10 protein-coding genes are annotated in these 14,559 nt (G+C 42.5%); 4 read left to right on the top strand and 6 right to left on the bottom strand.

Features of this window, described 5'->3' with window-relative positions:
• The first annotated feature begins 97 nt into the window (after positions 1–97).
• A complete protein-coding gene (locus ACXAGX_RS10630) occupies positions 98–604 on the top strand; it encodes an HAD family hydrolase (protein ID WP_474838222.1) in 507 nt (168 codons plus the stop codon).
• Between the two features lie 34 nt (positions 605–638).
• Positions 639–3,638 (top strand): STAND family AAA ATPase, encoded by a 3,000-nt coding sequence (locus tag ACXAGX_RS10625; RefSeq protein WP_474838220.1) that lies wholly within the window; start codon positions 639–641, stop codon positions 3,636–3,638.
• 32 nt (positions 3,639–3,670) lie between these two features.
• Here the strand turns inward: ACXAGX_RS10625 and ACXAGX_RS10620 are convergent, their stop codons facing one another.
• Positions 3,671–4,360: a hypothetical protein gene (locus tag ACXAGX_RS10620; RefSeq protein ID WP_474838218.1), complete on the bottom strand. Its 690-nt coding sequence runs from the start codon at positions 4,358–4,360 to the stop codon at positions 3,671–3,673.
• A 6-nt stretch (positions 4,361–4,366) separates the two neighbouring features.
• Complete coding sequence (locus tag ACXAGX_RS10615) at positions 4,367–5,485, bottom strand: hypothetical protein (protein WP_474838217.1); 1,119 nt, start codon at positions 5,483–5,485, stop codon at positions 4,367–4,369.
• Between the two features lie 343 nt (positions 5,486–5,828).
• Between ACXAGX_RS10615 and ACXAGX_RS10610 the strand changes: the two genes are divergently transcribed.
• Positions 5,829–7,115 carry an ammonium transporter gene (locus tag ACXAGX_RS10610; protein WP_474838216.1) on the top strand — a complete coding sequence of 429 codons (1,287 nt, stop codon included), beginning with the start codon at positions 5,829–5,831 and terminating at the stop codon, positions 7,113–7,115.
• Positions 7,116–7,277: 162 nt separating this feature from the next.
• Positions 7,278–8,021: a sugar-binding protein gene (locus tag ACXAGX_RS10605; protein WP_474838215.1), complete on the top strand. Its 744-nt coding sequence runs from the start codon at positions 7,278–7,280 to the stop codon at positions 8,019–8,021.
• A gap of 58 nt (positions 8,022–8,079) precedes the next feature.
• Here ACXAGX_RS10605 and ACXAGX_RS10600 read toward each other — a convergent pair whose 3' ends face one another.
• From ACXAGX_RS10600 to ACXAGX_RS10585, 4 genes are all read right to left on the bottom strand, one after another.
• Complete coding sequence (locus ACXAGX_RS10600) at positions 8,080–8,763, bottom strand: chemotaxis protein CheB (RefSeq protein ID WP_474838213.1); 684 nt, start codon at positions 8,761–8,763, stop codon at positions 8,080–8,082.
• The gene (locus tag ACXAGX_RS10595; RefSeq protein ID WP_474838211.1) at positions 8,735–12,415 is read right to left on the bottom strand and encodes a chemotaxis protein CheB; all 3,681 of its coding nucleotides are present in this window, start codon (positions 12,413–12,415) and stop codon (positions 8,735–8,737) included. Before ACXAGX_RS10595 ends, ACXAGX_RS10600 begins: the two co-directional genes overlap by 29 nt.
• A gap of 152 nt (positions 12,416–12,567) precedes the next feature.
• Positions 12,568–13,734: a flagellar assembly protein T N-terminal domain-containing protein gene (locus ACXAGX_RS10590; protein WP_474838209.1), complete on the bottom strand. Its 1,167-nt coding sequence runs from the start codon at positions 13,732–13,734 to the stop codon at positions 12,568–12,570.
• A gap of 4 nt (positions 13,735–13,738) precedes the next feature.
• Positions 13,739–14,488 (bottom strand): flagellar basal body L-ring protein FlgH, encoded by a 750-nt coding sequence (locus ACXAGX_RS10585; RefSeq protein ID WP_070125813.1) that lies wholly within the window; start codon positions 14,486–14,488, stop codon positions 13,739–13,741.
• Positions 14,489–14,559: the final 71 nt, after the last annotated feature.

The following is a 14,559-nucleotide window of genomic DNA, read 5'->3' as shown; positions in this document are numbered from 1 at the left end:
CGGTCAAGAGCAGGTTTACCTAAGTTTAATAGAGATGGCTGAATTCAAAGGTATACTCAGAGTTTGAATTGATAAACCAGAGGCGGGAGTGAATGGAATGCTGAACCTTGAAGGCATAAAAGGTGTGATCTTTGACTTAGACGGCACGCTGGTGGAATCGTCACTGGATTTCACCGCCATGCGCAAAACCATTGGCTGCCCGCAAGATGAAGACATTCTTACCTTCATCGATAACCTGCCCGATAGCGAACAGCAAAAAGCCGCGCATCAGGTGATTCTAGACCACGAACTCGCCGACGCCAGAGAGGCCCGCTGGCTGGACAACGGCAAAGCGATGGTAGAAGCGGTACTAACAGCCAACCTGCCCATGGCCATAGTCACTCGCAACTGCCGCCAAGCCTCAGACATCAAAATTACCAACAACAATATACCCATCACTAATGTGCTTACACGGGAATGCGCCCCCGCTAAACCCGACCCCACCGCACTGCTGATGATTGCCGAACAATGGCAAATAGCCCCCGCACACTGTTTGTATGTGGGAGACTATATTTACGACCAGCTTGCTGCAGAAAATGCAGGAATGAGGTGGGTTTTGGTTTAAATATCAATTACGATAGAAAGAAAGGAGTAAAAATATGGATATATTCGTAATTAGTGATATTCACGCAAAAATTGAAAACTTTGAAATATTGGAAGAAAAATTTGGAGATTTGTTATCTTCAATCAAGATAAACCTCAAGCAAAATAAAAAAACTGTTTTAGTCATCGTTGGTGACATCGCTTTTAGCGGTAAAGGAGAACAGTACGATTTTGTAAAGAAAAACTTAGCAATAGATGAAGATAATTTCTATATAACAACATGCCCAGGAAATCATGATCACGACTTCTCTAGCAGTAAAGTAAGAGATTTAATAATAAAAGAATGTTGGGATAAGATTGATAATATTGAATCTGAATATTCGCCTCATCTGCTAATTTCAATGGATGGATATAAAAATTTTTCTCGAGAAATAACCGCCTCAGCTATTTTCGATGAGTATTTGGCAAGCTCATATGAAATAGATGATTTTAATTTTAATTCAATAAATTCCACTCTTTTTTCAAAGATAAAGGAAATACAAGGTACCTTAAAGGTACCTAAGAGTAATCTTAAGCCAATCGCCGGTAAAAGAAATATTGCATTCTTGCATCACCCCATAAACTGGCTCGAAACTTTCGATAGTAAAGAATTGAAACGACAGTTAATTGAAAGCTATGACTTAGTAATAACAGGTCATGAACATGATTATGATAGAATAAAGCTTTCAAGAGCTGGCGGAAAATGTCTTTTTATAGAAACTCCATCATTCCATGATCCAAGTATTAATAGTAATGGATACATAAAGATTGCTGTAAGAAAAGAAGATTATCAGATAGATTACTATGAATGGGAAGAGAATACATTTAAGAGCGTTGAGAGTGTAACAGAAAGTTTCGGTAAAAAACTCAGTCAAAGTAATTTAACAATTGAGATGAAATACGACTTCGAAAGGTCTCTAAACGAAATGGATGCAGAATTTATGCATCCAGATAAAGATGATCTAATGCTATCTGATTTATATGTATGGCCAAACCTATCAGATTATGAAAAGTCTAGTATCGATTTTAAAAGGAAACCTGCTGATAAAATTCTATCAGAAGAAGGGAGATTCATTATCTATGCGGAGGAGGCTTACGGAAAAACCGCACTTTTGAAGATGTTATACTTAGATAATCTAAAAAGGGGGAATCCCTGCTTATTTATAGATTGTAAAAAATACAGCAATGTTTCAAAAATAAAAATCAATAAGCTAGATAAAATAGTCAGTCAGCAATATGAAAATTCAAGCCTCGAGACGTTTTTAAAAACAAATGGAAGGAAAATATTATTAGTAGATAATTTTGACGCATTGATTGGTAGAGATTCAGATAAAGAGCTGTTGCTAGGATCCTATGCTGATCTATTTGACTCTATTATAATAACTAGAAATGAAGGCAACACAAGCTATGAGATAGATACTATAAATATATCAACTTTATCCACATTTAAAAAATACAACATGGATAGGTTAGGTCACTCACTTAGATTCGAGATGATTGAAAAATGGAATTCATTAAAAAGCAGTGGCGATAGTGAAATAAATCTCAACAAATTGAACAGCAACGCAGTGAAAATGATCGATGGCGTAATTGGAAGAAATTACGTTCCTGCTACTCCATTCTTTATTCTTTCTATTCTGCAAAATATAGAAAGTGGCACTGCATCCGATATGAAAACATCTGCATATGGATATTACTATGAATATCTAATAACTTCTGCGCTTGGTCGTGCGGGAATTGATAAAGAGCAATTAGATGAGCTTTACACTTATATAAATAGCTTATCATTTTATATTTACAAAATGGAGTGCTATGAATTTGATAGAACTTTATTTGAAACTTACAATCGTGATTTTAATAGTATAAAGCGATTAAATGTAAATGCGGAAGATAGGCTAAAATTATTGCTTGAGGCGAAAATATTAAGAGAGTCTGGTGACGATTTTCGTTTCAAATATCCATATGTTTTTTATTTCTTTCTGTCACAGTATTTTGCACATAACATGGAAAAAATTAATATAATGCAAGATATCGAAAAAGTGGTGGATGGAATGTATTTAAATAAAAATACAAGCATTCTTCTTTTTTTAACGCATCATACTAAAAGTTCATTAATCTTAAATAAGATATTAGATAAGTCTCGCTCTGTATTTAGCGGTGGCAGAGTGGTCGACATAAAAAAAGATTTCTCATTTATTGCAGGATTGATTTCTGAATTACCAAGTTTCGAATTTAAAGAGGCTGATTCTGATTCTAGAGCTAATCGCATAGCTTTGAATAAACATAAGGATGAAATGCAGCCTTTGCAGGCTCAAGAAGACGTCATAGATTTAGCCAATGATGACGAGGTAAATGAAAATAATGAAAATTCTGAAGGCAGCAATCTTGCAACAATGGCTAAGGATATGGGGGTTTCTTTTCGATGCTTGGAAATCTTGGGGCAAATAGCAAAGAACTATTATGGTTCCCTAGATTTTGACAGGAAGGAAGAATTACTTAATGAAGCAATTGCAGCGCCGCTTCGCTCATTGCATGAACTTTTTTCACTTATTGGTGAAGATACTGAGTTGTTAATAGATCTAATACAAAACAACCTAAAAGAAAAAATTGAAGATACTAGTCTTTCTCACAACGAGATGCGAGATGAAGCAAAAAAAGCACTTTTTACTATCGTTAGTACCATTTTATTAAATACAATTGTTAAAGTAGGCACTTCTATTTCAAATAAAAACCTTGTTGAGGTAATAAGTGATATAGAGCAAAGTAATAACAATAATAATGTATATAGGCTAATTGACTTCGCTGCTAAATTAGACTTGGGTAAATTAACTGTATCCGATGTTGGAATTGTTATGAAATCTATTGGAAATGATCCGCTTTCTGTTCTTATAACAAGAGTGCTAGTGATAAATCACCTTTACATGTTTGATGTATCAACGCCAACCGCTCAATCTGTATGTAAAAAAGTCGGGATAAAATATGAGGATATAAGAAGTAAGAAAGCATTGCTTAATTAAGTTAAAAAAAGAGGTGAATTATTCACCTCTTTTTACTGATATAGGATCGCAGAAGCAACCTCTCTTGAATCTAATTTTTTATTACTGTCCGTATCGTACTGTTCAAAATTTTTGTAAAGCTTCCTAGTGAATGGCTTGTAAGTCTCACTTATTTTACTACTGAATCGGTTTTCATTAACTTTACGAAGTTCATCATAAGTTAATCTAAATCCGCTAGAATCGATTGAATTTAGTACTTCGTCTATTATCATTTTTCCTGTTAAAATTGTAATATCTGAAGGCGTATTCCTAAGCTCAGTTTCTAATTGTTCAATTTTATTTTTCAAATCTAATATGATTTGGTTTTTCTCTTCTTCAACTTGTGTTAATTTTTGAGAATATTCCTTTTCCATTTTTTCTATTCGAAGATTTTGTTCTTTTATATTAGAATCGTATTTTTGACGTTCAAGCGCAATTTGTTCATTTATAGTCTTAGTGATTATTTGCGATTCAGAGAGTTTTTTCTCTAGTGCTGCTGAATTATTTTCGCTAATTATAGTTTTATTTGTTAAATCTAAGGTAAAGGAGTAAATATTGTAAATTAATAAAGAAGCCAAAATTAGCATTGCTAGGGCAAGAAAAGTTGCTAATTTTTTACTAATCGTAATTTCGCTCGAGTTATGAGTGTAATTATGAAATTCACTCGGCAGTCCATCTGTGGACTTTCTATAAGGATCTCTCATATTTTATCAACCGTTTGTCATAGGAGTGCTATAAGTTGCGAGATCAGGAAGTAGGCCCTCAGTACCAACCAAGCCGGTTCCTTTTATAGAAGATCCAACAATTACTTTAAATTCAATTTTTCTATTAACATTATTTTTGACCGCATTGATGGTTCTTTTTTCTAAATCACTAATTAAAGGGTTGTAGGCCTTTTTTGCGAATTTTATTTTTTGCGAAGTCGACATATCTGTTGCCCACTTATCTATTTTATTAATAAAAAGACAAACGTAGTTTAAGCTTTCCTTAGTTAGCATTCCAAAAACGGCATCCATCGCTGTTCGGTTCCATTCATTTATTTGTTCTTGAACTCGCACCATATCTATTTGTAGTTTGGGGGAATCGACATTTTCTCTACTATTAAAAGTGAATAAATCTACAACGATGATTAAAGAGTTTATCGACCCATATCTAAGTTTTGATCGCGGAACTAATTGCTCCTTTATAAAGCTCGATACCAATTGAGAAAAATCTTGACCACGATAATCTGTTATATCGTAGTCAATTATGGTGCTATTAGAGTCCACGGTCGAAAACGAATGGACCTCAAAGTTTTCTGTAACTTTTATGTTTTCTTTTGATAAGGGTTTGCTAAGAGTCCTGACAAGTTCAGATTTTCCAGATCGCCCAATTCCTATGAGTAGGACTGTATTTTTCCTGTGGCCTTGTTTAATAGGTAGGGGCTTATAATCCCTTTTCTGCTTCGATTTGGTTATTGCAGCACCGAGCCAAGCACTTACTAGGGGCACAAAAACTGGTAGCAGGAAGTTAGAGCCTATAAATGAAGCAAACAAAACTATATTAGCATTTGACATCGAATCAGAGTCTTCTAGACGACTAGACTCCTGAACCACATCTTCCTCACTTCTATTATTTGTGGCGCACGTTACAGGCGTAATTACGTCATCGATCCTAATCGCACATATTGTTGGTTCGTTTCCTAGCGTGCACTCTGCAGGGCTATTAGCTTGCTCGTCAAAGCAGAAATTTGGAACTAATGGGGCATCATTGTCTTCGTTGGCATAGCAGTAAAAGGAAGACAGGCAAGTGACTGCGCCTAAAAACATGCAAATTAAAAATTTTGTCATTCGAAAGTCCTTTTTCAATTGAGTTGAACAACTATAGACTAATTTTTAATCAAATGTGAAGTGCAGCCTCAACCAATAGTCGAATTTACTATAAAAGAGGCTGAGGCCTTTAATCTAAGAGGTTTTATTTAGTTAAGAGAATTTATACTTTTTACTAATACGTCCCACCCCGGTATATTTGGTAAAAAGTGCGTCTCGCAACAATAAAACCAACAAGCGCGACCGGAAGGCATGAATAGCAGGGCAAAGACCATTGCAGCATGCGGCCTACAATACGGACATAAAAAGACGCCACCACGGCGCAAATAAATCCAAACTCATTTAGTACAATCAGGACATCATTATGCGTAACTGGCTTTTAGCTGTTGCTTTACTCTTGCCGTACCCGGCGTTTGCTCAGGCGTCTGCCGACACCGGCGATACTGCCTGGATCCTCACTTCCACCGCACTGGTATTGTTCATGACCTTACCGGGCCTGTCATTTTTCTATGCCGGCCTGGTGCGCAGTAAAAACGTGCTTTCGGTGCTGATGCAGTGCTTTGCTATTGCCTGTGGCGCATCGCTCATCTGGCTGATTGCCGGTTACAGCCTGGCATTTGGTGAAGGGAATAGCTTTATCGGCGATTTCTCAAAAATGTTCTTAGATGGGGTGGGCAAAGACACCCTTTCCGGCACCATTCCCGAAGCCTTGTTTTTTATGTTCCAGCTTACCTTTGCGGTTATTACGCCTGCGCTGATGGTGGGCGGTTTCGCTGAACGAATGAAGTTTTCATCGGTACTGATATTTGCACTGGTGTGGCTGGTACTGGTGTATCTGCCAGTGTGCCACTGGGTGTGGGGCGGCGGTTGGCTAGCTCAGATGGGCCTGCTGGACTTCGCTGGCGGTACGGTGGTGCATATCACTGCAGGTGTGGGCGCACTGGTGGCTGCGCTGGTTGTAGGTAATCGTTTGGGTTACGGCAGTGCCAACCTTATTCCGCATAACCTCACCATGACGGTTGCCGGTGCCGGTATGCTGTGGGTTGGCTGGTTTGGCTTTAATGGTGGTAGTGCTGTGGCGGCTAATGGCGATGCGGCCATGGCTATGCTGGTCACGCATATCAGTGCGGCAGCCGGTTCACTGGCGTGGATGACCATTGAATGGAAAAAATACGGCAAGCCATCGGTACTGGGCATTGTTACCGGCATGGTAGCTGGCTTGGGTACAATCACCCCAGCATCTGGTTATGTGGGCCCAGCGGCGGGTTTGGTGATTGGTCTGCTTGCCGGTGTGGTGTGTTTCTACTGCACAAACCTTATCAAACAGAAGTGGAAAATTGACGACTCATTAGACGTATTCCCCGTACACGGTGTCGGCGGTATTTTGGGCACTTTCCTGGCCGGTGTTTTCTGTTCACCCGATCTGGGCTTATTCAGCGGCTACGGCTTTGGTGGTGATAACACGTCTATCAGCGAGCAGCTAACAGTGCAATTGATCGGCATTGTTGCGGTATTCGCCTATACGGCCGTGGTGTCCTGGCTGCTATTGAAAGTTGTCTCGGTGCTTACAAATGGTTTACGCGTGAGCGAAGAAGTCGAGCAAAAAGGATTGGATATCTCCAGCCACGAAGAGCGTGGTTACAACTTGTAATATGCAATCTGCCGCCCGGGTTCCCTGGGCGGCAATCATGTTCTTGTAGCACATCAACTCTAGCTCCTCAGCACGATAGCAGTTCACATTCCAACCTCAGTGTGTAAAAATCATGTGAAATGTTACCGATAACGTTAACGCTTTCTTCTCCAAGGAATACTTATGAAAACGAATTTGTTTGCCCTGTCTGCATTAGGCCTGAGTTTACTGTCACCTGTGGCCCTGGCCATGGATGCAAGCTTTGCAAAAGACGGCGTAGTGGTTAACGGGGCGGCCGATGATGCTGTTTGGGAAACGGCACAGTGGTACCCGCTAGAGCATTTGATGGTGGGCACTATGCCCTCCAAAGAAGATTTTTCTGGCCGTTTTAAACTGGCATGGGATGAAGGTAAGCTCTACTTGTTGGTGGAAATGCTCGATGACGTGCTGATAGATACGCATCCTGATCCTAAAGATAAGTACTGGGACGATGATGCTCTGGAAGTCTTTATCGATGAAGATGCCTCTGGCGGCAACCATCAGTACAGCTACAATGCGTTTGCTTATCATATTGCATTAGACGGCAATGCAGCAGACTTTGGCGACAAAGGCGATAACGACGGCGTAGTGTTGTTAAACGACCACGTGACGAGTGTGTTGCATCGCGCTGAAGCAGCGCCATATACCATTACTTGGGAAGTGGCTATCGACATTTACGACGATTCCTTTACCACCGCGGAACCGGGTGAACCTGTTACGCTTAGCGAAGGCAAAGTAATGGGGTTTATGTTGGCTTACTGTGATAACGATGGTAGTCCGGAACGTGAACATTTCGTCGGCTCACACGAAATCACGCCAGTAGATGGCAGTAAAAATTTGGGTTATATCGATGCGTCGGTATTTGGAAAAATCACCCTGAAAAAATAGTCCTGAATGACAGGATCTGCATTCGCACCCTGCGAATTACAACAAGGCCGCCAGAAGTTTACTTCAGGCGGCTTTTTAGTTGTCGGGCAACAACAGCAGACTCTTCGGCTACCTCTTTTTGATCATCAGAAAACGGGTGCTGCGCCAGTTCGCACATCAGTGCAGGAATATCATTCAGCGGTAACACGTGTGATGGGTGGTCGTTGAGCACGGCATTGAGTGGCAAGTAAGGCGCGTAAGCATCTTCCGGTGATTGCGCAACGGTGATACCACCCTGTGCAGAGGTTTCCCGCAGGCCAGCAACACCATCATCAAGGTTGCCGGTAAGCAGAATACAGATAGCCCGTTCAGTGTATTCTTTTGCCGCCGACTTAAACAAAAAGTCGATAGAAGGGCGCCAGTAGGAAAAATCAGGCTCTTCATAAAAGCGGATGCGATTGTCCTCTACGCCAATGTGCAGGTTGTCTGGGGGCAGGTAAATGTGACCACCGCGAACGACTTCACCGTCTTCCGCATTTTTCACGGTAAGCTGGGTTTTCGCCTGAAATACCATTTGCATATCGCCACCTTTCTTGTCGCTGTCTTTAATTCGGTGCAGCAACAAAAAAACAGGCGCAGGAAAATCATCGGGTAGTTTTTCCACCAGAGAGATAAACGCTTTTACACCGCCAAGAGAGGCACCGATAAAATAAACCGGGCCTGGCTCAGGGTACCTAATCTTCGTTTTTGGTGTTTCTTCCATTCAGGTATCTTAAAAGAATTTCATGTAAGTTGGTTATTTCTACGGGCTTAGGCAGAAAATCGCTCATACCGGCTTTTAGGCAGCGTGCAATTATGTCTTGATGAACGTGGGCCGAGACTGCGATTACGTCTGTTTTGCTCGCAATATCGGGTTTCTCTGTGCTCAATACTTCAAAGAATTCGAAGCCATCCATAACGTCCATTTGCAAGTCTAGCAAAATGACATCGTAGTGCTGCTTCTCTACCTGTTCTAACGCTTGCTTACCGTTTTCAGCCACATCGTAGGTCAGGCCGAGTTCTTCCAGGTACGTAGTAAGAATAAAGACGTTAGCATCGTTATCTTCCACAACTAAAACGCGGCTATTGTCGGCGGTGGCTAACTTACTAATTTGCTTGTCAGACTGGGGGCGTTTTTCCATAACAGCTTTGGGCGTTTGCAATGGCAGTGTAATAGTAAAGGTAGTACCCGCGTTCTCTTTACTGGAAACAGAGATCGTACCGGCCATCAGCGCCACTAACTCTTTAACAATCGACAGACCTAATCCTGACCCGCCAAAGCGTCGCGCAATACTGGAATTCGCCTGGGTAAATTTCTCGAAAATCTGCTGCAGGTTTTCTTCTGACATACCGATGCCAGTATCAGTAACTTTGACCAGCAGGCGATATACACCACTATCCCAATGTCCACTAAGAGACACTTTGACACTTCCCGACTCGGTAAATTTAATCGCATTGGAAAGCAGGTTGGTGACAATTTGTTGTATTCGCAACGGATCGCCGATAAATGCATCGGGTAGATCTTCACTGAAGTTCGCTGAGATTTTGCGGTCTTCTCTTTCGTTATCAACTGCGTAAAGCTCAATTAAGTCTTCAACTAAATCTTTCGGTGAAAACTCCGTGTGTTCAAGAGATAGTTGGCCCGATTCCAACTTGGCAAAATCGAGCAGATCATTGAGCAAATCTTTTAGTTTGCGGGTAGCGTTGTCGAGGATCTTGAGTAATCGCTCTCGCTTCGAATCGTCGTCAACACTAAGGCCGAACACCTCGTTTACACCGACAATTGCATTTAGCGGGGTGCGGATTTCATGACTGACATTGGCCAGGAACTCCGTTTTTGCCAGGTTAGCGCGTTGCGCCTGCTCACGTTTTTCGTTGAGTTCGTGTTGATGATTAACCAGCACGGTGTTATCAATAAAGCTAAAAATAGCGCCTTCAACTTTGTTGTTAGTTGAAAAGTAAGGAGTAACCTGAAGGCTGTAGTATACGTTTTCGCCTTCCAGAGGAACGGTTAACTCTTTACCGGAATCAGTTACGCCATCGACTAAATCACGCACTTTAATGCCGTCGAACCGCTCGCGGATGCGCTCGTTAAAATTGTCCAAATCGGAATTTAACTTAAACGTTGCTTTGGCAGCTTGGTTGGCTCGTACAACCGTGTAGTTGCTATCAAGATAAACCAACGGGAAAGCCAGAGAGTTTTTAATGTTGACCAACTCATTGGTCACTTGCTCAAGCGACGTGGTTTTGTCGTTGAGCTGGTCGTTCATTGTTACCAGTTCTTCATTGGTAGATTGGAGTTCTTCATTCGTGGTTTCCAGTTCTTCATTGGAAGATTGCAACTCTTCATTCGACGATTGCAGCTCTTCGTTCATCGACTGCAATTCTTCGTTTGATGTTTCGAGTTCTTCCACCACGGTTTGAATATGCTCACGAGCCATGGATAGCTCGTCTTCAAGCTCTTTTATCCGCGCAGCACTCTCGTCAAGAATAACCGTATCCGATTCATTGATAGCTTCAGCTGAGCGTTCGAAACAGACCAGCAGAAACTTTTCATCCTGCTCTTCAATCTGAACCGGCAGCACCTTCATTTTAACCTGATACTTCTTGCCATCAATCGTCATGCGGCGCAGTTGACTTTCAGACTGCTTTTTCGTGCGGGTGACTTTGTAAACCAGTGGTCGAATTTCGTGTCTGAACATTTCCAGCACGATTTCACTCAGGTTAAACGACGGCTTTCCTTTCGGAAACTTGATGTAGTTGGTGCTATTGCCATAAGTATGTTCTACATCCAGGTTATCGTTTATCAGAATGCAGGCATCGCCAAGCTGTTCTACCAGGGCGTCGGGTAGTTGCGGTGGTTGGCTGGTATCCGTAGTTCTTGCCGGCATTTCAGTTAGTCTAACCGACGCCTTTCCACTTAAATGAAAGCGTTGCGGGTTATAGGAAGACACGCTTCGTTTTTGAAAAATCTTTTCCTGTGAATTAACAGCACGGAAAATATCCGTAACCTGAGAGGTACTTTCAGATTTGCCCAGGAATAAGTGTCCACGGTCTCGCAAGGAGTAGTGGAATATACGATACACTTTTTTCTGCAATTCCTGATCGAAGTAGATAAGCAGGTTGCGGCAGGTAATGAGGTCGATACGCAGGAACGGTGGATCGTCAATGATATTGTGACCGGAGAACAAGATAATACGCTTGATCTCATCAATCACTTCATACGCATTGCCTTTCTTGCGAAAGTACTTCTCTTTGAACTGCTGCGGTACATCTGCCATGGATGCTTCGCTATAAATACCGCGGCGAGCAACGGTGAGCGCATCGGTGTCTACGTCAGATGCGAAAATCTGATGCTCTTCGCTGCTCAGTTTCTCCACGCCACCGAGAGCCTCACACAGCATAATCGCTAAACTGTAGGCTTCTTCACCGGTTGCGCAGCCTACCACCCACAATCGAATAGGATCGCCATTACTCTTACTGTCTTTAATCGACTCCAGCACTGGCGCAAGTTGGCTGAAAGTATTGGGGTCGCGGAAGAAGTTAGTAACGGAAATCAGAATATCTTTGTACAGCAGGCGCACCTCTTCGCTATCGTCACGAATCAAATCGACGTACTCTGAGAAGCTGTCGACCTTCCGCGCCAGCATTCTACGTTCGATGCGTCGTTGCAATGTGGCTTTTTTATAATGCTTGAAAGACACACCACATTGCTTTCTGACAATACTAATGAGTTCGAGAAATTTATCCTGAACCCCTTCACCTTCGATTTTGATTTGCAAATCTCGGGGCAGTTTTGTGCTGAGGTCGTGAAGATGAACGCCGATATCTGACGGATTCAGTACAAAATCAACGCAATCGGTGTCTAGTGCTGCGCGCGGCATGCCATCGTATCCGGCAGAGGTAGGATCTTGTGCGTAAGTTACGCCACCTGACGCTCTGATCACTTTAATTCCGTGTGCGCCATCAGAACCGGTTCCCGATAATACAACACCGATGGCATGTTCCCGCTTTTCTTCAGCAAGTGACACAAATAAGGTGTTAACGGAAGGCTTCGCAAAGTTGGCGGAATCCAACTCAGAGAGATAAATCTTTTTCCCTTTAACCCGAACATCATACTTTGGTGGCGTGATGTAAATCGTGTTCGGTTGCGCCTCAATACCATTGGTAATGGTTTGCACTTTCAGGCGTGTTTCTCGCTGAACCAACTCAGTAAGCTTACTTTCATGTTTAGGTGAGAGGTGCTGTGCCACAATGTAAATCATATTTGCATCGTTTGGCAGCTGCTCACAGAGGGTTTGGATAGGTTCGAGTCCGCCCGCAGAAGCACCGATCCCCACCCAGTAATAAGCTTGTTCAGCAGAACTTGTAGTCATCTAAATGTCATATTCAACAAGAAAATATGAATCTAATACTATCATTTAGTCTAACGAGATCCATCATTAACGACCGAGTGCATGACAAACTGCTGACTCACTTTTTTGCTAGGCATTCATACAAAAAATGATATCGAAGATTCTGTATTTGATTATCGATGTGGCGTAACTAAATCATACAGATCGGCAATCGTGCTGTTTACCTTCTGACTGGTTTCGAGAACAGCACCATGTGCATTGACTGCGCTTACACTAAACAGCACATTCTCTAGCGGGTACTGGATTGTTAGTCCAGTGGTATTGGTGCGACTGAGCGTACGAGTTTTCAGTAATGCAAAGGTGTCGCCTACTGCCACGCCGTCGGCAGCCCCTATACCTATCACCAGGTTATCTTCAAGTTTGTCTGCAACTTGCGTAACCGAAGGCTCACACGTAATGATATTGGCGATATCCGTTACTGCCGCATTCACCGTATTCAACACAATTCTGCCGTAGTCTTTGCGCCAGAACAGGCTGTTGTTGGTATCTACTTGTTGGCCTTCAGGGTAATTCCAGTCGGCTTCTGAATGGTAGCTCTCCTGGAAAAGCAGTGAGCTTCGATAAGCATCCACCACATACACGTCTAGGGTGAAGTTTCTTCTGAGCGCGCTTTCGTCGTCATCCGTTATATCAAACTGCTCGAACAAGCTGATATCACGTATATAACCGAAGACAACAAACTGACGACCCTGGGTTTGTGCAAGATAGGAGGCTTTATCATAAATGATTTGTGGAGTCAGAGAGTTGAACGCCGCTCTTGAAGCAAATGCTTTATCTAGTAGCTGCACATTCATAGCCTGTTGCTGCCGCATTAATTGCTGCTCAAAGCGCTTGCTGATCTGGTTGCCGAAGTCATAAATATCGCCATAGGCCGCCTGTCGGGGGCGCAAAAGCTGAAGTTGGGTAACCAATACCGAGCGATGGTATTTATCGCTTTCACAAGAGAATAGTGGCGTGATGTTTACTCTAACTACCACATGCAATGTGCCGTCAGCTATTGTCTCATCAATAATTTCTACCCGCTGTATACGACCCGTAGAGTGAATTTCAGCTTTGCTGCTTACCAGTAGTCCGTTAAGCACCACATCTTCTGCGGTGATCACACTGCCAGATTTAAACGAGGCATCAGCAATAGCATTTTTTATCGCAACTAACCTAACGTCATCTAGTGGTGCATCTTTTACCATCAGAGAGGCTTCTCCCTGTACCCATTCGGCGCGGGAAATAAACGACATAGCAGAGAGAACCAAAAGTATGGCTAAAGGAAAACCACGAAACATAAGATTACCCGAAAATGGAGAAGAGTTTGCCAAGCAAGCTGCGCTTCTGATTATCTTGAAGCTCCCCTTTTCCGCTGTACTCAATTAATGCGTTCCCGACTTTGGCGGAACTGACGGTATTGTTTACATCAATATCGCGAATCCTTACTTCGCCGGAAAAGCGAATGAATTCCTTACCCTGATTCATCGTGATCCACTTTTCACCGGCCACCACCAGATTATCGTTAGGCAACATCTCAACCACATAAACGGTAATTTGTCCTTCCAGCGAATTCGACTGGCTGGTATTGGCTGAGCTGTTAAATTCGCCACTTTGCTGGTGGTCCATGTTCAAGTCATCATCGCTGATGTGTATCGGGCCGGCATTCACGGTTAGCGGTTGAATCTGAAAACGGGTGTTTTTGTCTTCGTTGTAATCGACTGATTTCTGGGATGAAGTCTGCTCATCGAGAGAGATCAGGATCATGTCTCCTACACTGAAATTGTGATGCAGTTCATACAAACCCGCTGCATGAGCGGGGTCGAAGAGCGAACCGGTAGGTACGCTTACCACTGAAACTTTCTCGCTGCGGGGCGGACGAAAGGCCGCTTCGCCCGGAGATGCCTCTCGCTCGCGGGTATCGACAGAGCGTTGCGATACATTCGGATTCGTTGGGCTACTTGCAATAACTTGTGCTTCTTCCGAAGGCGTTTGGCTGCATGCGGCAATGTGTAAAGAAATGAAAAGAATCAAAATTTGGCATCGTAATTTCATAGCTGCGTCGCTCGGTGTCAGATTTCTGACAATAAATATCGTTAATTATAGGGAGAAAGTGCCGCCGTCCT

It is taken from the genome of Alteromonas sp. ABV4_515 (genome assembly GCF_056160345.1).
The sequence above is the reverse complement of the archived record's forward strand: the minus strand, read 5'-3'. Positions and strand labels throughout refer to the sequence as shown.

Excerpts from the sequence above, each read along its gene's own strand:
- ACXAGX_RS10630 (WP_474838222.1), top strand. The coding sequence starts at position 98 with ATGCTGAACCTTGAAGGCATAAAAGGTGTGATCTTTGACTTAGACGGC.
- ACXAGX_RS10625 (WP_474838220.1), top strand. The coding sequence starts at position 639 with ATGGATATATTCGTAATTAGTGATATTCACGCAAAAATTGAAAACTTT.
- ACXAGX_RS10620 (WP_474838218.1), bottom strand. The coding sequence starts at position 4,360 with ATGAGAGATCCTTATAGAAAGTCCACAGATGGACTGCCGAGTGAATTT.
- ACXAGX_RS10615 (WP_474838217.1), bottom strand. The coding sequence starts at position 5,485 with ATGACAAAATTTTTAATTTGCATGTTTTTAGGCGCAGTCACTTGCCTG.
- ACXAGX_RS10610 (WP_474838216.1), top strand. The coding sequence starts at position 5,829 with ATGCGTAACTGGCTTTTAGCTGTTGCTTTACTCTTGCCGTACCCGGCG.
- ACXAGX_RS10605 (WP_474838215.1), top strand. The coding sequence starts at position 7,278 with ATGAAAACGAATTTGTTTGCCCTGTCTGCATTAGGCCTGAGTTTACTG.
- ACXAGX_RS10600 (WP_474838213.1), bottom strand. The coding sequence starts at position 8,763 with ATGGAAGAAACACCAAAAACGAAGATTAGGTACCCTGAGCCAGGCCCG.
- ACXAGX_RS10595 (WP_474838211.1), bottom strand. The coding sequence starts at position 12,415 with ATGACTACAAGTTCTGCTGAACAAGCTTATTACTGGGTGGGGATCGGT.
- ACXAGX_RS10590 (WP_474838209.1), bottom strand. The coding sequence starts at position 13,734 with ATGTTTCGTGGTTTTCCTTTAGCCATACTTTTGGTTCTCTCTGCTATG.
- ACXAGX_RS10585 (WP_070125813.1), bottom strand. The coding sequence starts at position 14,488 with ATGAAATTACGATGCCAAATTTTGATTCTTTTCATTTCTTTACACATT.